Below are 19,364 nucleotides of genomic sequence, written 5' to 3'. Positions count from 1 at the left end.
GAGTTATATGGGAAAAAGTGATAATAATTACGGTGATATAAGAGCAAGAAAAGGCTTAATAAAGAAAATAATTTTATGTAGTATAATTTTTATTTTTATTTTTTTTATAAGTGTTTTTGGGTATTTTTACATTAAGTATGGAAGTTTTCTAGGAGAAGTTTTTAGTATAGTTAAAGATGTTAAACAAGATGTTATAAAGGTTGAGCAGCCTATTAACGTTCTTTTATTAGGCATGGATATTGGGGATACACAAAACTTAAACAATAAAGAAGCAAAAAGAACAGATACTATTATATTAGCTAATTTTGACCCTGTAAAAAAAGAAGTTAAATTAATTTCAATACCTAGAGATACAAGAGTTAAAATAGGAGGTAAGTCTCAAAAAATAAATGCAGCTTATCCTATTGGGGGAGAGGCTCTTGTAAAAAAACTAGTAGGAAATATGCTAGGCGTTAAGATTGACTATGTTGTTAAAGTTGATTATGAAGGATTTAGAGGCTTAGTAGATGCTATTGGTGGTGTTGATATGTATATAGACCAAGATATGAACTATGATGACCCAGCACAAGACCTTCATATACATTTTAATAAAGGGGAAACTGTTCGTTTAGATGGAAAAAAAGCAGAGGAATTTTTTAGGTGGAGAAAAAATAATGATGGAACTGGACTTGTAAATGGCGATGTTGATAGAATAAAAAATCAACAAAAGTTTTTAAATGCTTTAATAGATAAGGCTTTATCCTTCTCAACCATTACTAAAATAGATAATATAGTTGATGTTTTAAATAAAAACATAGATACTAATATTCCTTTAGATGTTATTGTAGCTTATGGTCTTAAGGGAATAGAAGTTGATAAAAGTAATATAAATATGATAACTTTGCCAGGTGAAGGTAAATATATAGGAAATGTTTCTTATTACATTCCTAACGAAAAGGCTACTAATGAACTAAAAAGTCATTTAAATAGTAGTAATTTAAGTGGAAGAAAAAATGTTATTCCTAGTGCTGCAAGAGGAGAACTTAAAATAAAGGTTTTAAATTGCACTAAAATAAATGGCTTAGCTAAAAATGTTCAAAAACAATTAAATGAAAACGGATATGAAAAAGTTGATATTGGAAATGGAGATTCTATGGAGAAATCAGAAATTTTAATAAGAGATGAAAGTTCTAGAGCCTTTATGGAAAGTGATTTGAAAATAGATAAGATAAAAAATGGAATTTCTTCTAAGTACGATAGTAATGGAAATTATGATATAGTAATATTATTAGGAAAAGATTTTAAAAATTTCGGAGAGATGCAATGAGTATTTTAGAAAGTAAAATAACTAAAGAGTATGATAAGAGGAAAATAAGAGAATTTTTAAAAGAAGAATTAGGTTTATCCTCAAGATTAATAAGAAGTGCAGCTATAGATAAAAGAATTAAGGTGGATAATGTTCATGTAAAGATGAATTATGTAGTTAAAGAGGGTGAAGAGGTTAAAATTGAACTTTCAAAAAAGGAAAGTCAAAATATTGAGCCTGAAAAAATAGATATAGAAATAGTTTATGAAGATAGTGATATATTAGTTTTAAATAAAAAGCCTTTTATGGTTGTTCATCCTACAAGAAGTCATCCTAATGGAACATTGGCTAATGGTATATTATATTATTTTAAAGAAAGCAATCAAGATTGTATAGTAAGATTAGTTAGTAGATTAGATATGAATACTTCAGGACTTATAATAATAGGAAAAAATCAGTATGCTCATATGGTGCTATCTAATGAAATGAAAACTGATAAATTTCAAAAAAGATACTTAGCTATAGTTCATGGAAATTTAGAAGAAAAAGAAGGAACTATAAACAAGCCAATTTATAGGCCACAAGAAGATACCATAAAGAGAATTATAGATGAGAGAGGGCAGGAAAGCATAACTCATTATAAAGTAATAGAGAGCTATGAAGGTGCTGATTTAGTTGAATGTTTATTAGAAACAGGAAGAACACATCAAATAAGAGTGCATTTAAGTAGCTTAGGACATCCTATCTTTGGTGATTCATTATATGGTACTGAAGATGAAGAATTTATATCAAGACAGGCATTACATGCTTATGGATTAGATTTTTATAGTCCAAAAACAAAGAAATTTTTAAGTTTAAGAGCAGAACTTCCTGAGGATATGAAAAAATTAATAAATAGGATAAAAAATAAACAGTTTTAAGATTTTCTTAAAACTGTTTATTTTATTTTAAGAATATAAATTACTATTTTTTCTTCTTTTAAGTCTTTTTATAGTTGATACAATTCTAATTACAAATAATATTAAAATAACTAAGCCTAAAATTCCTAAAAACATATATATTTTTTTAAAAGAGTTTACTTTAAACATAAGCTTTTCGAAATTTGAATAGGTTATATCTTTACTGTTTACAAGATTTAAAGTTTTATAGTTGTTATTTCCAATTACAAGTGTACCAGTAAAGGAATCTGTATTTTTTAAAATATCAGTACCTCTAGAAATTGGCTTATTTGAAGTAACAGAAAAATCTATATTAAAATTTTTTATTATATCTTCCTTAGATAAATTCTCAATTTCAGAATTTTTAAAGGTCTTATATATGTCTTCAGGCACAACTAGGGATAAGGTATTTTTATCATCTATGTAATATTCCTTAACTACATCATCTTTAGAATATAACTTAATTAATGAAAAATTATCAAAACCATAATCTAAAAGTTTTTTTGTATCTTCATAGTACTGCTCTTTAGTGTCATAGCCTAACAAAGTGAGAATTAATTTTCTATTATTTTTTTCTGCAGCACAAGTAAAAGTATGTCTTGATTTTGTTGTATATCCAGTTTTATTGCAAAATATTTCTTTTTTATAATGAGGACTTGTAGAGTGAATTAATTGATTATTGTTGTTAGCCCATAAAGCTTCTCCACTTACTTTGCTTTTTGGCATTTCATAAGAAACTTTCTTTGTTATTTCAGAGATTATAGAATTTTTTGAAGCTTCATTCATTATTAAAGCTAAATCGTATGGAGTGGTTAGGTGATTATCTTCAAAAAGACCACTAGCGTTAACAAAATTAGTATTTTTAGCACCTAATTCAACGGCTCTTTTATTCATAAGTTTTGCAAATTCTTCCTCAGAACCAGAAATGTGTTCTGCTAAGGCAAGAGCAGCATCATTTGCAGATTGTATTAACATAGCGTTTAAAAGCTCTTCTACTTTATACTGATCTCCTTCTTGAAGTCCAACTCTTGTTCCTTCAACTAAAGGAGGATTTTTTCCAACTATAACAATATCTTGCAAATCTGTATTTTCAACTGTTAAAAGTGCTGTCATTGTTTTTGTAGTAGAGGCAGGAGCTAGTTTTTTATTAGCATTTTTTTCAGCTAAAACCTCACCAGTAGTTCCATCTAAAAGAACCATTCCTTCTCCTTTAATTTCAGGTACGTTACTTTCTGAAAATACAGTAGTACTTAAAATTAAAGTAAATATAAAAGCTAGAGATAGTATAAATTTAAGATTTATTTTTAAGGTATTAAACTTTATATTCATAGAGCCTCCAAAATTTTAATTTTAATTGCAATAATTATTATAACAATAATTAAGTATATTTTCTATAAATTTGTATTAATTTGGTAGGTAAAAATTGAAAAATTGTCAATAATGTTAAATAAATATGATTAATTTTAATGAAGAAGTTTAAATTTTTAAAAAAAGTTAAATTGAATAAGGGAGGCATTATGAAAAGAAAAGAAAAAATTATAGGAAGTTTATTTATTGCAATTGTATCAATTGTATTTTTGTTTATAGGATATTCAAAAACCTTTAATGAAAAATTAAGTGAGGAAGATAGAGAAGTTTTATTTTTAGATAATGAAAATAATAATGAGGAAATCTTAGAAGAAAATTTGGAGAATAATAGGAATAATGAAAATTTAGAAATAAATGAAGAAGCTTTAGAAGATGAAAAGATAATAGTTGAAATAAAGGGAGAAGTAAAAAAGCCTAACGTTTATGAAATGGATAAAGGTAGTAGAATTTATGACCTTATAGAAAAAGCTGGTGGACCTAATGAAAAAGCAGATTTAAGTAATATAAATAGGGCTTTATACTTAAATGATGGAGAGTGTATAGTTATTAAAAATATAAATGATTTAGAAGAAGAGGATAATTTAAATTCCAATTTAAAAAATAATAATACAAATTTTTTAAAGGAAGGAAATAAAGGAGATGAAGTAATAAATATAAATAAAGCTTCTAAAGATGAGCTTATGAATTTAAATGGAATAGGAGAGAGTAAAGCTCAAGCCATAATCGATTATAGAGATGAAAATGGAAGCTTTAAAAGCATTGATGAAATTAAAGAAATAAGTGGAATAGGCGAAAAAACTTTAGATAAAATAAAAGATAAAATTTCTATAAAGTAATATGATATAATGAATATTATTATTATTTAGAGAAGAGGTGGCGTTTATGGTAGATAGAAGATTAACAGAACTATCAAAGACTTCTGGCTGAGCAGCCAAAATAGGGCCGGGGGCTCTTTCAGATATTTTAAGTAAATTACCAAAGATGTATGATGAAAACTTAATAGTTGGAATAGATACATCAGATGATGCTGCTGTTTATAAATTAAATGATGAAATGGCAACAATTCAAACATTAGATTTTTTCACACCAATAGTAGATGACCCATATACTTTTGGACAAATAGCAGCGGCAAACTCCCTAAGTGATGTCTATGCAATGGGAGGAAAACCTATAGTTGCTTTAAATATAGTTTGTTTTCCTAATTGTTTAGATATGAATATATTAGGTGAAATATTAAAGGGTGGAGCAGATAAGGTTTTAGAGGCAGGAGCAGTAATTGTTGGAGGTCATACTGTTCAAGATGATGAACCTAAATATGGGCTATCAGTTACTGGTATAGTACATCCAGATAAAATTTTAAAAAATTATGGTGCTGAAACTGGAGATATTTTAATATTAACTAAGCCATTAGGCTTAGGAATTATAAATACAGCGATTAAAGCAGAGATGGCCTCTAAAAAAGCTTATGAAAAGGCAGTTTCTGTTATGTCTTATTTAAATAAATATGCTGGAGAGATAATATTAGATTATAATATAACCTCCTGTACTGATATAACAGGGTTCTCACTAATAGGTCATGCATATGAAATGGCAGAGCCTTCTAAAAAAACCTTTAGAATTTTTAAAGAGGCTATTCCTATTATTGAGGAGGCTAAAGAGTATGCAACTATGGGGCTTATACCAGCTGGTTGCTATGAAAATAAAGCATATTTAAATGGAAAATACATCTTAAAAGATGTAGAGTCTTTTATGGAAGATATATTATTTGATCCTCAAACTTCTGGAGGATTATTAATTAGTTGTAAAGAAAAAGACTACATAGAAATACTAAATAGATTAGAAAAATTAGAAGTTGAAAGTGCTGTTATAGGGCGTGTTGAAGATTTTAAGGATGCATATATAATAGTAGAATAAGAGTTTTAGGAGGATAACATGAAAAAAGAACTTCTTAGAGCATTACCTAAAGTTGATGATGTTTTAAATAGTTTTAAAGAAGATTTTTTAGAAGAAAAAGGAAGAGATAGAGTTTTAAAAATCTTAAGAGAAATTATTGAAGAAAATAGGAAAGCTATTTTAAATGAAGAAGTTTTTTTTGCTTTAAGCAAGAAGGAGCTTATAGAAAAATGTTACCAAAGATTATTAAAAGGTGAAGAAAGTGCTTTAAAAAGAGTGATAAATGGAACAGGAATTATAATCCATACTAACTTAGGTAGGTCTTTACTAAGTGAAGAATCTATTGAAGCTATGGTTTTAGTTGCATCTAGTTATAGTAATTTAGAATATGACATAAAAAATGGTAAAAGAGGTTCTAGATATTCTCTTATAGAAGATATTTTAAAAGAAATTACAGGAGCTGAAGCTGCTTTAGTTGTAAATAATAATGCTGCTGCTATTATGTTAGTTTTAAATTCTTTATGTGAAGATAAAGAGGTTATTGTATCTAGAGGAGAGCTTGTTGAAATAGGAGGTTCTTTTAGAGTGCCTGAAGTTATGAAATTTTCAAGAGCTAAGCTTGTAGAAGTTGGTACAACTAATAGAACTCATTTGTATGATTATGAAGAAGCTATAACAGAGGATACAGGAGCATTTTTAAAAGTTCATAACTCAAATTTTAAAATGATAGGCTTTACTAAAAGTGTTGATAACAAGGAATTAAGTAAGTTATCAAAAGAAAAAAATATACCACTTATAGAGGATATAGGTAGTGGGGTTTTAATTGATTTGAGTAAATATGGTCTAGAGAAAGAACCTACTGTAATAGAAAGTTTAAAAGCAGGAGTTGATGTAATAACTTTTTCAGGAGATAAAATGTTAGGTTCTGCACAAGCTGGAATTATACTAGGAAAAAAGAAATTCATAGACAAAATAAAGAAAAATCAATTAACAAGAGCTTTAAGAGTAGATAAATTTACTTTAGCAGCCTTAGAAGCTACTTTAAAACATTACTTAAATGAAAAAGAGGCAATTAATAAAATACCTACCCTTAGCATGATGACGTTACCTTTAGAGGAAATATATATGAAATCAAAGAAGCTATATAGTATGCTAATTGATTTAGATAAGTTTTATGATTTATCAATAGAAAAGGGTAAATCAAAAGTTGGGGGAGGTTCAATGCCAGAGAGCCTTTTAAATACTTATTTAATTAAAATAAATTCTAAAAATTTAAGTGATTCTAATTTAGAAAAAAGATTAAGAGGATATAAAATCCCTATAATAACTAGAATTCATAAGGAAGCAGTTTGTATAGACCTTAGAACTATATTAGAAAAAGATTATGAGGTAATATTTAATGCTTTAAAAGAGATAGGTGAAAATAAATGAAGAATGTAATTATAGGAACAGCAGGGCATATAGACCATGGAAAAACAACTCTTATAAAAGCCTTAACAGGAAGAGATACTGATAGATTATATGAAGAAAAAAAGAGAGGAATATCTATTGATTTAGGCTTTACCTTTTTTGATTTGCCTTCTGGAAAAAGAGCTAGTATAGTAGATGTTCCAGGGCATGAAAAATTTATAAAAAATATGTTAGCAGGAGCTACATCTTTAGATGTAGTTCTTCTAATTATAGCCTTAGATGAGGGAATAATGCCACAGACTAAAGAGCATTTAGAAATTTTAGAACTTTTAGGGGTTAAGAAGTCTTTAATTGTTTTAACAAAAAGAGATTTAGTTGATGAAGAATGGGCTAATATGGTTAAGGAAGAAATTAAGGATTACTTAAAGGATACATCCTTTAAAGATTCTAAATTAATAGAAGTTTCTTCTAAAACAAAAGAAGGTATTTTAGACTTGATAAAAGAGATTGACCTTTCTATAGAAGAGGTTGAGGAAAAGGACACAGAAGGTAATTTTAGATTGTCAGTAGACAGAAGTTTTTCAGTTAATGGTTTTGGAACTGTTGTTACAGGTTCAATATTAAATGGAAGAGTTAAAGTTGGAGATTTAATTAAAATAAATCCAAAAGGAACAGAAGTTAAGGTTAGAAATATTCAAATTCACGATAAAGATGTTGATTTAGGAAAAGCAGGACAAAGATGTGCTTTAAACTTGACAGGAGTTAGTAAAGAGGAAGTAAAAAGAGGAGATGTTTTAAGTAATGTTATAATAAAACCTTCTTATATAGTAGATTGTAAGTTTAAATATTTAAATTCTAATGAAAAAAATTTAGTGAACAGACAGAGAGTTAGAGTTTATCATGGCACTTTAGAGGTTTTTGCAAGAATTATAATTTTAGATAAGGAAGAAATTAAACCTGGAGAAGAGGCTTACATACAATTAAGATTAGAAAGTGAAATATGTTCTAAAAAGGGAGATAATATAGTTATAAGAAATTTTTCTCCTATGAAGAATTTAGGAGGAGGAAAAATAATAAACCCCCTAGCTACTAAAACTAAAAGGTTTAAAGAAGGTTACTTAGATGAATTAAGACTTATGGAATGTGGAGATATAGAGGATATAACTGAAAATATAGTTTTATCTTTAAGTGAAAGTTTTCCAAGTTTAAAGGATATATCTAAGGAGTTAGAAAAGGATGAAGTTTTATTAGAAGAAGTTTTAGAAGATTTATGTAAAGAAAAAAGAATAATTAAAATAGAAATAGAAAATCATAAAAGTTATATTCATAACAAGTTTTTTGTTAAAAAATCAAAGGAAATTTATGAGGTTTTAAAGATTTTTCATAAGGATAACTCACTAAAACTAGGTATTAGCAAGGAAGAACTTAGGAGTAAGGCTTTTTTTAATAAAATTAATCAAAAGAATTTTTATGGATTTCTATTTATAATGGAAGATAGAGACATTATAAAGGAAAATAAAAATTTTATCTCATTAAAAGACTTTAATATAGAGCTAACAAAAAATCAAAGTTTAATTAAGAAGAAATTATTAGAAGCTTATAGCAATAAGAAAAATCCTTTTCCTAAGTTTAAAGAAATTATAGAAAATAAATCTTTAGAAAAAGAATATTTTAAAATTTTAAATTTATTAATTGAAGAAGAAGTTCTCATAAAGCTTGAAGAAGATATTATAATTTACAATGAGTTTTTTTATGAGTTTAAAGAGAGAATAGTTGATTTTATAAAAAAAGAAGGCTTTATAACCTTAGGGGATGCAAAGGAGATTTTAGGATTTTCAAGAAAATATTTAGTAAGTATCTTAGAGTATTTAGACAAGATAGGTATAACAAAAAGAATAGAAGATAAGAGAGTTTTAAAGTAATTTTTAATTATAATTATTAAAAAGGATATTATTTCCTATATTAATAATTAAAATGTAATATTTTTGCCATAATAATACATTATAATTAAATAGATTTGATTTACATAATAGAATAAATATAGTATATTTAATTAATGTATTTCAGAAAATAATATTTTAAGGCTTTTAGGAGGATATTATGGACGATAACAAGGTCAAAGAGCAGGAAGAAAATGCTCTAAAAGATAATAAAAAGGACAAAGAAAACATGGATTCCTATGAAAAGGAAGCGGCTTTATTAGAGGAGATAGCTTTAGATACTAATACAATGCCTGTTGACGAAAATATTATAGATAAACCAAAAGAGGACAAAAAAGAAAATAATGGACCTTCTTTTTTTAAGAGAATATTAGCAGGAATTATAGACCAGGCAGTAATATTATTACTATCTTTAGTAGCACTTTTTATAGTGGACTTAGTAATGAGACCTTTTGGTTATAAAATTTCAGCAGAAGGAAGAGTTCCTTTTTATTTTATAATTTTTGTTATTATGAACATTCTTTATAGAGCTATAATGGAAGGCAAAAAATTTAAAGTAACATTAGGTGAAAGAATTTTAAGAAAATAAATAATTTATTAGTAAGGGAGACAACTAATGAGAAAAGGTAATGAAATAGAATTATTAGTAGAGGGAATAGAGTTCCCTGCTAAAGGATTCGGCTTTGTAGATGGATTAAAAGTTTATGCTAAAAATACCTATCCAGGACAAAAAGTTTTTGGTAGGGTAACTAAAAAGAGAAAAGAATATGCAGAAATTAGAGTTTCTGAAGTGAGAGAAAAAGCAAGTTATGAAGAAGAACAAAAGTGTCCACATTTTGGAATATGTGGTGGATGTTCATCTCAAACAATTCCTTATGATAAACAGTTAGAACTTAAGGTTCAACAGGTTAAAGACTTATTTAAAGAGGCTGAAGTTTCAACTGGTGAATTTTTAGGAATAGAAAGTAGCCCTGAAAGATGGGAATATAGAAACAAAATGGAATATACCTTTGGAGATGAAGAAAAAGGTGGAGAACTTACCTTGGGGATGCATATGAAGGGAAAATCCTTTGGAATAGTTAATGTTGATAAATGTGTATTAGTTGATGAAGATTTTAGAAATATCTTAGATACAACAGTTAAATATTTCAGAGAAAAAGAATTACCTTTTTATAAAATAATGCCTAGAACAGGATATTTAAGATATTTAGTAGTAAGAAAAAGTGTTAAAACAAAGGAAGTACTTGTTAACTTAGTTACTACAACTCAAATTGATTTTGATTTAACAGAGTTTACTAATATCATAAAAGGACTAAATCTAAAAGGAAATTTAAAATCAATAATACATACAGAAAGTGATGCCTTATCTGAAGCTGTTATACCAGAGAAGGTAAATATTCTATATGGTGATGATTTTATAACAGAAAATCTTTTAGGATTAAATTTTAAAATATCTCCATTTTCATTTTTCCAAACAAACTCTTTAGGTGCTGAGAAATTATATAGCATAGTAAGAGATTTTATGGGAAATGCTGATAATAAGGTAGTATTTGACCTTTATTGTGGAACAGGAACAATAGGACAAATAGCAGCTAGTAAAGCTTCTAAAGTTATTGGAATTGAATTAATAGAGGAAGCCGCTATGGCAGCTAATGAAAATGCTAAATTAAATAATTTAAGCAATTGTAATTTTATAGCAGGAGATGTAGGAGAGGTCATAAAAACTATTAAGGATAAACCAGACATAATAATTTTAGACCCGCCAAGAAGTGGAGTTCATCCAAAGGCTTTAGATTATCTTATAAAGTTTGATGCACCACAAATAATATATGTTTCTTGCAATCCAAAAACATTAGTAGTTGATTTAAAGGTGTTAGAAGCTAAAGGATATAAAGTTGAAAAAACTGTTCTTATGGATATGTTCCCAAATACTCCTCATGTTGAAACAGTAGTTAAATTAAATAAAATATAAAGTTTAAAAGTGATAGTGCTTATATGCTATCACTTTTTTTTATTAAATAATTTATACTTTTATAAATATTATTATTTGTAACATTATTTAATTTATAGAGTAAATTAAAATAAGAACTAATTTAAAAGAGGTGAAAAGTTATAGAAACTTTGCCACAATGTCCAAATTTTTTAAGTGAAGATTCTCCAGATTACTTAGTAGAATATAGAGGTAATTTAAAAGAGGAATTAGAAAAAATACCATATGCCTGTGGTGATGCTATTACAGATACCATAGGAGTTGTATCAACGCCGCCTCAATATTTAAAGCAACTTAGAAAAGATGTACCTTCTATATTATATATACAAACAAGGGTGCCTTATGTTTTACAAGATATATCTCCACAAGAAACAGATAATATAGGAACTATAGTAAATAATCCTTATCTTGGTTTAGATGGTAGTGAGGTCATAGTTGGAATAGTTGATACTGGTATAGACTATCTTAACAAGGAGTTTATGAGAGAGGATGATACTTCTAGAATATTGACTATTTGGGACCAAAAAAGCACTAAAAAACCAGATGATTCCGTTTATGTAGGTTCTATTTTTAATAATGATGATATAAATGAAGCAATTAGAAAAAAAGAAGAAGGATTAGACCCTTACGAAATAGTAGATAGCAAGGATGAAATAGGTCATGGAACAAAATTAGCAAGTATAATAGGGGCAAGAGGATATAATAGAACTATTAAAGGGATTGCACCAAATTGTGATTTTGCAATAGTTAAATTACTTACTTCTCTTAATTATGAAAAGACCTTTAGAGAAAATGGAATAGAAGATGTTCCAGTTTATAATGAAGCAGAGATTATAGCAGGTATAGAATATCTTAAAAATTATGCATTTAAAATGAAAAGGCCACTAGTTATTTGTCTTGCCATAGGATGTACAGAAGCAAGTCATGATGGTAGAGGTCTTTTTTCTAGATATTTAACAACTATAGGTTCAATAAGAGGAATAGCAGTAGTTGCTGGAGTTGGAAATGAAGGAAGCTCACAAGGTCATGCATCTGGAGTTATAGAGCTAGAAAATGGCATGGATAAAGTTGAGTTATCAGTACCTAGAGAAATAAAAAATTTTAGTTTAGCTTTTTGGGTACAAAGACCTAATATAGTTTCATTAAATATTATATCTCCAAGTGGAGAAGAATCTTCATTTATAGATGCTAAAATTTCTTTAGAGAGAGCTTTTAAGTTTATATTAACAGATACTAGTGTAAATATTAAATATTATGTGCCAGATACCTTTACTGGAAATGAATTAATTTATATAGAATTTAAAGATATAAAACCTGGAATATGGACCTTTGTATTAAGAGGAGATTATATAACAAATGGGAGATATGATGTATGGTTAGCACCAAGTTCTTTATTACCAGAAAACACAAAATTTCTTAAACCTAATCCTTTAAATACACTTACTGTTCCATCAACTGCAAGATATGTAATAAGTGTTGCTTATTATAATAGTAATACTCAATCCTTACTTGCAGAATCAGGAAAAGGTTTTAATATTAATGGATGGATAAATCCTGATATAACAACAGCTGGTAAAGATGTGCTTACTTTATTTCCAGGAGGAAGAGTTGGAAAGATGTCAGGTAGTTCACCAGCTACAGCTATAATTACAGGAGTTTGTGCATTATTATTTCAATGGGGCATAATAAATGGAAATGATAGAACAATGAATTCTAGCAAAGTTAGAAGTTATTTAATATATGGAGCTACTAGGATACCAGGACAAGTATATCCAAATGAATCTACAGGATATGGATATTTAGATTTGTATGAAATATTTAAAAATATAGTAGCAGTACCTTTAGCACCTTATAGAAGTTTAAAGGATAATACTTATGATAGTGAAAATAATTATGAGGATTGTAAGGAATATTACTGTGGAAATTTATTAGTTAGAATTCCTAAGGAATTAACTTTAGGAGGTGATTTAAGTGGAATTTAAGTCTACAGCTCCAAAGAATGTTTTTAACAATGAAAATTATTTAAATTATTTAGTACAATATCAAGGTAATATTATAAAGGAGTTTTCAGGAAAAGAGGGAATATATGCTACATTAATAAACAATAGATATGCTATTATAACAATTGATAAAAATTTACAAGAATATGAAAATGATGTATCAATGATTAAATATAAAAAAGAAGATGGAAAGGATGTTGAAATAGACAGTATTACTTATATAAAAAATCCAGAAGGGTATGTTCTTCAAGAAACAAGTCCACTAGAAGCTGCTAATGTTGAATATGTTCAAATACAATCTTATTTTAATTTAACAGGTAAAGGGGTAATTGTAGGGATTTTAGATACTGGAATAGATTATTTAAATGAAGAATTTATGGATTCAGAAGGTAATACTAGAATTTTAGGTATATGGGACCAAACAGTATTAAATGAAAATTCCCATGAGGATAATTTACCTTATGGAAAGTTTTTTTCAGAGGAGGATATAAATAAAGCTATAAAATTAAGTAGAGAGGGAGGAGATCCATATTCTATAGTACCATCAAAGGATGAAATAGGTCATGGAACAGCTATGGCAGGAATAATTGGTTCCTCAGGTAAAAATCCAAGATTAAAGGGTGTTGCACCTGATTGTAAGTTTTTAGTTGTTAAACTTGCACAGTCTCTTTACTATAAAAAGGAGTATGAAATAGAAATTCCCCTTTACAATATAACTGAAATATTTACTGGAATACAGTATCTATATTCTTATTTTTTAAAAGGTTCTAGTAGCATGATTATATATTTACCTCTTGGAACTAATAGAGGCAGTCATAAGGGAACTAGTATGTTAGAAGAATTTTTAGATTCAATATTAATAAGTAGAGGAATTGCTTTAGTAACTGGGGCAGGTAATGAAGGAACTGCTCTTTTACATGGTTCTGGAATAATAAAGGATAATGGACAGGCTACCACCCATGAATTTAATATTGATGAAAATCAAAAAAAGATAATTTTAGAAATTTGGGTACAAATACCTAGTATAGCTTCCATAGAAATAATTTCTCCAACAGGAGGGACAACAGGAATAATACAACCTTTCTTTGGGAAAGGTGATAGATATGATTTTACCATTGAGCGTACGACAGTTTTGGTAAGTTATTATGTTCCAGAAGAAATATATGAAGATTCTTTAATACTTGTTATATTAGATAATGTGCAACAAGGAACTTGGAGCTTAAAGTTTAGAGGACTAAAAGAGGTTGAAGGAAGATATGATATTTGGCTTCCACCAAGAGGAATAAGTAAGGCTACAACGAGAATGATACCTTCTGACCCTTATGGAACAGTAACAGTTCCTGGGACAAGTGCTTCTGTAATAACAGTAGCTGCATATAATCAATTTAATAATACTCAGCTAAATTACTCAGGAAGAGGATTTCAAGATAATTATATAGATATAATAGATGTCGCAGCAGGGGGAGTTAATGCTTTAACAGTTGCACCAAATAATAAAACAACTTTAGCAAATGGAACAAGTGTTGCAGCGGCTATAGTAGCAGGAATTTGCATATTACTTTTCCAATGGGGAATAGTTCAAGGGAATTACCCATATATGTTTTCTCAAACTTTGAAGGCTTTTATTGCTAGAGGAACAAGAAAAAGAAAAGGGGATACTTATCCTAACGCTGAGTGGGGATATGGTATGATAGATATTTTTAATATGTTTAATTTGACAAATTAATTTTTAAATTTAAGTTTAAAAATACTCTAATTTTATATAAAATTAGAGTATTTATTTTATTTTGAAAATATTGCTGTACACCATTCATTTGTTTGAAATTTTTTATTTAGTTTAAATCCTTTTCTTTCAACTTTATCCTTAACCCAATCAAAACTCCATTCAACTAAGCCTGAAACTAAAAGTTTACCAGATTTTTTTATGTGTTCATCAATAAAATCCATAAACATAGAGGTTTCTTCTCCTCCTATATTTATAAAAATCCAATCAAATTTTTCATCTAAAATATATTCTTCAGAAAGAACATTACAAACTACTACATCTATATTATCTAAGTTGTTTAAGGAAGCGTTTAAATAAACTTCTTCTTTTACATCTCTTATATCTACGGCTACTATTTTAGAAGCACCTTTAACACCAGCTGCTATTGAAAGTATTCCAGAGCCTGTGCCTAAATCAAGAAGAGATTTTCCTTTGAAGTCTTCATTAACTATAAATTTTAATATATCTTGAGTAGTTTCATGGAGACCAGTTCCAAAGGCACCTTGAGGATTAAAGAAAATTTCCTTTTTTTCTTCAAAATTATCTTTAGGAGCACATAAAACCCAGTCATCATTTAAATGTATTGGGTCTATATAAAATTCTTCAAATTCATTTTTAACTTCCTCTACTAAAGAAGGAGTTTCATTAATTAATGAAGAAACTTCTTCTTTAAATTTTTCAAAATCTATTAATTCTCCATCAAAAGCTACTTTTAAAGAAACTATAACATTTTCCTTTTCTTTATAGCCATATCCAAACATATCTGTTGTTATGTCTAGAGGGGATTCATAATATACATTGAATATATCATTTATTTGAAGTAATTCTATTTTTTCATCAACAAGTTCTTTTGGTACTTTATAAGTAATTATAAACATTTATTTTATCTCCTTATGTTAAATTTTAAATAATTTATAAAAAGATTATAGCATATAGAAAAGAGGATGAGTTTTAATATAGCAATATAAAATATAATTTTATAAAGACAATAAATATTAAAATATAAATTGAAAAGAATAAAATCTATAGATATATAATTTTCTAAAGTTTGAGATATTTATAGAAAAAGATTACAATTAAAATATATATTAGGTGTTAAATAACTAGAATTTTTAACTCGGAGGAATTTTAATGAAAAAAAATACAGCTCAGAGAGAGTATAAAAAATTAGTAGGACAAATAAATCAAATTGAAAATATAGTAAAGCATTCAAAGGTTTATGCACTTTTTGAGCATGAATCAACTTTAAGAAAAAAAATTTTACAACTAAAAGAAATGGAAAATGAGGGCTTAAAGGGTTATCAGGATATTTATGATAGGTATGAAGAATTGTTAGAGAATGTTGGGAAAAGAATATTAGAAGATTACAATAAAAAAAATAATACTAACTTTGATTTTTATGAGGTATTAAGAAATAATTATAATGTGTTTATAAACTCTGGAATAATGACACTTCTTGTAAAACATCATATTCCAAAGCTTATAGAAAAAGAGTTTGATGAGAAATTTCCTAAAAATCCGAAAGAAGAATATCCTAATACGAGAAGGCTTAAAAGAAAGTTTTATTTACATTTAGGGGAAACAAACACAGGAAAAACTTATACAGCTATGGAAAGACTTAAAAAGTGTAATAAGGGGGTTTATCTATCTCCACTTAGAATATTAGCTTTAGAAAATTTTGAAAAATTAAATAATCAAGGGGTTAGGTGTAATCTTTTAACTGGCGAAGAGGAAATATTATTTGAAGAGGCAACACATGTATCTTGCACAATAGAAAAAGCTAATATACATGAAAGATATGATGTTGCAGTTATAGATGAAATTCAGATGATAGATGATTCACAAAGGGGATATGCATGGACTAGAGCTTTATTAGGATTATACTGTAACGAAATACATATATGTGGTGCTTTAAATGCTAAGGAAATATTAAAAGAAATAATAGAAGATTGTAAGGAAGAATATGAAATTATAGAATATCATAGGGATATTCCTCTTATTGTAGAAGATGAAAGTTTTCATCCTAAAAATGTTCAAGAAGGAGATGCTTTAGTATTATTTTCAAAGAAAAAAGTTCTTCAAATGGCTGAGCAATATTCACAGATGGGAATTAAGTGTTCAATAATATATGGAGACTTACCACCAGAGGTTAGAAAGAAACAGTATGAGGAATTTATAAATGGAAACAATAAAATTTTAATAACTACAGATGCTATAGGAATGGGGGTTAATCTTCCTATAAAAAGAATTATTTTCTTATCAATAAGCAAGTTTGATGGAGAACAAATGAGAGAGTTGACTTCACAAGAGGTTAAGCAAATTGCAGGTAGAGCAGGAAGAAAAGGTATATATAACATTGGTTATGTAGCAACTTATAGAGATAACAAGGCATTTATTGAAGAAAGATTAGAAGAAGAAGATGTTAGTATAAAGAAAGCTGTTTTAGGACCTTCAGATGCAATTTTAGAAATTGATAATCTTCCCTTAAATGAGAAATTAGCTCTATGGAGCACAAAAAAATGTGAGGTTCCCTATTACAGAAAAATGGATATAAGTGAATATTTAATAATATTAGAAAGATTAAAACCTTATAAACTTCTTGAGGAAATTCAATGGGAACTTTTAAAAATTCCATTTGATATATCTAAGGATGATTTAATGAATCAGTTTTTAAATTTTGTTGACCAGTTATTTATAAACAATCAAGAGGAATTATTTAAACCTAAATGTTATTCAGGAACTTTATATGATTTAGAAACATATTATCAAAGGGTAAATATGTATTACTCCTTTAGCAAAAGATTTAATTTAAACTTTGACTTAAATTGGATTGAGGAAGAAAGACTTTCAGTAAGTGAAGAAATAAATAATATTCTTATGAGAATTTAATAAGGTGATTTTATGATGGTTTTAAATTTAAAAATAACTTTAAGAGCTTCTTGGGTACATTCTTTAAAGGAGAAAAGGATGGTTCTTAGGAGTTTAATTCAAAGATTAAAAAATAAATTCAATATTTCCATAGGTGAAGTTGAAAGCCAAGATATCCACAAGACTATAGTAATTGGAATATCAGCAGTTTGTGGAGATAAAAAGCAAGTAGATTCAACTTTTGAAAAATTAATTAGTTTTATAGAAAATAATACAGAGGCTGAAATTATAAATATAGAAAATGAAAGCTATTTATTTTAAATAAATTTAAAGATAAAAAGTATAAGCTATTTAAGATAGGAAAGACTAAAATAAAGAAACTTTAGGAGGAATTTATTATGAGTTCATATGAAGTTACAGAAAATAATTATATTTTAGTTATGCCAGATGGAAATGTAGTAGGCTTTGAAGAAACAGATAGAGCGCAGAGATATATTAATAGATACTACCAAGAACAAATAAGCACTTATTGTGAGAAAGTTGATTATTCTGAGTATGACATGACGGAGTGGAAATCTACAGAAAATATTTGTACTGCTATGGGTGCTTATGAAGGAGTTTGTATATTATATAAATTAGATGAACTTATAGAAAGTATTCAAGAATCTTCTATCTTTGAAGAGGAGAAAAAAGAATTAATATCAAAGCTTTTAAATAAAAATATACAGTTAAATGTAAATGATTATCAGATAGACAACATTTTAGCTAATATAGATGGACATATATATAGTTAATATTAAAAATATGAATATAAATTTAAAAAAGGGATAATATAATAATGTAACATGGAGGAGATTAATTATTATTTCTGCCGAAAGTTACTTTAAATTTTAGTGTATGGCAAGACAAAACTTATAAGTTTTGTGTAAGTGGCGTAACTAAAATAAAAATATAAAGCTTAATTTTATCTTAGGCTTTATAAAGCTTTTTAAGTGTATTTCATTTAAAAAGTTTATCTTAAATAAAAATATTAGGTAATTTAAATTTATTTTTAAATTATTAGGTGTTTTTATTTAAGGAAGGGATAAGTTTTTAAAGCTTATCCCTTTTTATTTTTTTAACAATTCTGAAGTTAAAATATAGGGATTTTTATATCTATTTTTCTTTTTAGTTTTTTTACCTATATTTATACATTGATGTGGACAATTATTTATACAACCCATGCAATCACAACAATTACCCTTCCAAATAGGTTTCTCATCTATGATTTCTATATTATTATTAGGACAAATTCTACAGCAAATACCACAAGCAGTACAAAATTCATTAGTATTAAATTTTTTATCTTTATTTTTAAATTTATCTTTCCATAATTTGTATAAAATCATATTAAAGAAAATAAGTTTTTCTTTTAAAAGTATTTCCTCTTTATTAATTATAGAGAGGGAAAAAGTTTTTATTTTAAGTTTATTTGCATCTATAACAAGCTTAGCCTCTTCATAATTTTTAGGATTTTTACCAAATCTTATATAGTTTGAATTTAATAAAAATTTTTCCCCATTTTTTAATCTTAGATTTTTTTTAGAAAGAATTTTATTGATTATAAAAAAGCTTATACCTTTTCCACCACCAGTACATTCAGCAGCAAATATATAAGCTTTTTTATTTAATTTTATCTTAGAAATAAACTCCTCTACCATAGGAGGAATTCCTGAGGCATATATTGGATATACAAATCCTATCAAGTTATTCTCATATTCAAAGTTTCCTTTATAATATTCATCAACTATAGATAAGATTTCACAATTTTTTATATGATTACTTATTTCTTTGGCAACATAAAGAGAATTGCCAGAGGTAGAAAAATAAAATATTAAAGCTTTTTCCATAAATAAAGCTCCTTACTT

General features: G+C 27.2%; 16 protein-coding genes. 13 read left to right on the top strand and 3 right to left on the bottom strand.

Translation table 11 applies throughout. From position 1 onward, the window contains the following. The first annotated feature begins 7 nt into the window (after window positions 1-7). Both AC4FRL_RS06545 and AC4FRL_RS06540 read left to right on the top strand, forming a co-directional pair. Window positions 8-1,306, top strand: coding sequence for an LCP family protein (locus AC4FRL_RS06545; RefSeq protein ID WP_491139400.1), 1,299 nt, complete (start codon window positions 8-10; stop codon window positions 1,304-1,306). Continuing rightward, on the top strand, window positions 1,303-2,205 hold the full coding sequence (locus AC4FRL_RS06540) for an RluA family pseudouridine synthase (RefSeq protein WP_491139399.1): 903 nt from the start codon (window positions 1,303-1,305) through the stop codon (window positions 2,203-2,205). Before AC4FRL_RS06545 ends, AC4FRL_RS06540 begins: the two co-directional genes overlap by 4 nt. Before the next feature lie 27 nt (window positions 2,206-2,232). On the opposite strand, the gene AC4FRL_RS06535 is transcribed toward AC4FRL_RS06540, so the two are convergent. Then, complete coding sequence (locus tag AC4FRL_RS06535; protein ID WP_491139397.1) at window positions 2,233-3,552, bottom strand: serine hydrolase; 1,320 nt, start codon at window positions 3,550-3,552, stop codon at window positions 2,233-2,235. Between the two features lie 188 nt (window positions 3,553-3,740). On the opposite strand from AC4FRL_RS06535, the gene AC4FRL_RS06530 reads away from it, so the two are divergent. The 8 genes from AC4FRL_RS06530 (at window position 3,741) to AC4FRL_RS06495 (ending at window position 14,550) form a co-directional block, all read left to right on the top strand. Then, window positions 3,741-4,427, top strand: coding sequence for a helix-hairpin-helix domain-containing protein (locus AC4FRL_RS06530; RefSeq protein WP_491139396.1), 687 nt, complete (start codon window positions 3,741-3,743; stop codon window positions 4,425-4,427). A gap of 46 nt (window positions 4,428-4,473) precedes the next feature. After that, entirely contained in the window at window positions 4,474-5,505 is a 1,032-nt protein-coding gene (gene selD, locus AC4FRL_RS06525) for a selenide, water dikinase SelD (protein ID WP_491139395.1), read from the top strand. Window positions 5,506-5,523: 18 nt separating this feature from the next. Next, the gene (gene selA / locus AC4FRL_RS06520; RefSeq protein ID WP_491139394.1) at window positions 5,524-6,915 is read left to right on the top strand and encodes an L-seryl-tRNA(Sec) selenium transferase; all 1,392 of its coding nucleotides are present in this window, start codon (window positions 5,524-5,526) and stop codon (window positions 6,913-6,915) included. Beyond that, window positions 6,912-8,816, top strand: coding sequence for a selenocysteine-specific translation elongation factor (gene selB / locus AC4FRL_RS06515; RefSeq protein ID WP_491139393.1), 1,905 nt, complete (start codon window positions 6,912-6,914; stop codon window positions 8,814-8,816). The genes selA and selB overlap by 4 nt, the downstream gene beginning before the upstream one ends. A gap of 178 nt (window positions 8,817-8,994) precedes the next feature. After that, window positions 8,995-9,423 (top strand): RDD family protein, encoded by a 429-nt coding sequence (locus AC4FRL_RS06510; protein ID WP_491139392.1) that lies wholly within the window; start codon window positions 8,995-8,997, stop codon window positions 9,421-9,423. Window positions 9,424-9,450: 27 nt separating this feature from the next. Beyond that, complete coding sequence (gene rlmD / locus AC4FRL_RS06505) at window positions 9,451-10,806, top strand: 23S rRNA (uracil(1939)-C(5))-methyltransferase RlmD (protein ID WP_491139391.1); 1,356 nt, start codon at window positions 9,451-9,453, stop codon at window positions 10,804-10,806. Between the two features lie 140 nt (window positions 10,807-10,946). Beyond that, window positions 10,947-12,806, top strand: coding sequence for a S8 family peptidase (locus AC4FRL_RS06500; protein WP_491139534.1), 1,860 nt, complete (start codon window positions 10,947-10,949; stop codon window positions 12,804-12,806). Next, complete coding sequence (locus AC4FRL_RS06495; protein WP_491139390.1) at window positions 12,796-14,550, top strand: S8 family peptidase; 1,755 nt, start codon at window positions 12,796-12,798, stop codon at window positions 14,548-14,550. The genes AC4FRL_RS06500 and AC4FRL_RS06495 overlap by 11 nt, the downstream gene beginning before the upstream one ends. A gap of 56 nt (window positions 14,551-14,606) precedes the next feature. Here AC4FRL_RS06495 and AC4FRL_RS06490 read toward each other — a convergent pair whose 3' ends face one another. Next, window positions 14,607-15,467, bottom strand: a complete 861-nt coding sequence (locus AC4FRL_RS06490) for a 50S ribosomal protein L11 methyltransferase (protein WP_491139389.1) — start codon at window positions 15,465-15,467, stop codon at window positions 14,607-14,609. 253 nt (window positions 15,468-15,720) lie between these two features. On the opposite strand from AC4FRL_RS06490, the gene AC4FRL_RS06485 reads away from it, so the two are divergent. From AC4FRL_RS06485 to AC4FRL_RS06475, 3 genes are all read left to right on the top strand, one after another. Further along, window positions 15,721-17,478, top strand: coding sequence for an SUV3 family DEAD/DEAH box RNA helicase (locus AC4FRL_RS06485; RefSeq protein ID WP_491139388.1), 1,758 nt, complete (start codon window positions 15,721-15,723; stop codon window positions 17,476-17,478). A 12-nt stretch (window positions 17,479-17,490) separates the two neighbouring features. Continuing rightward, the gene (locus AC4FRL_RS06480) at window positions 17,491-17,778 is read left to right on the top strand and encodes a DUF503 domain-containing protein (protein WP_491139387.1); all 288 of its coding nucleotides are present in this window, start codon (window positions 17,491-17,493) and stop codon (window positions 17,776-17,778) included. 77 nt (window positions 17,779-17,855) lie between these two features. After that, entirely contained in the window at window positions 17,856-18,251 is a 396-nt protein-coding gene (locus AC4FRL_RS06475; RefSeq protein WP_491139386.1) for a hypothetical protein, read from the top strand. A gap of 315 nt (window positions 18,252-18,566) precedes the next feature. On the opposite strand, the gene AC4FRL_RS06470 is transcribed toward AC4FRL_RS06475, so the two are convergent. Further along, on the bottom strand, window positions 18,567-19,346 hold the full coding sequence (locus AC4FRL_RS06470) for an EFR1 family ferrodoxin (protein ID WP_491139385.1): 780 nt from the start codon (window positions 19,344-19,346) through the stop codon (window positions 18,567-18,569). Window positions 19,347-19,364: the final 18 nt, after the last annotated feature.

It is taken from the genome of Clostridium sp. TJA032 (genome assembly GCF_058310275.1).
The sequence above is the reverse complement of the archived record's forward strand: the minus strand, read 5'-3'. Positions and strand labels throughout refer to the sequence as shown.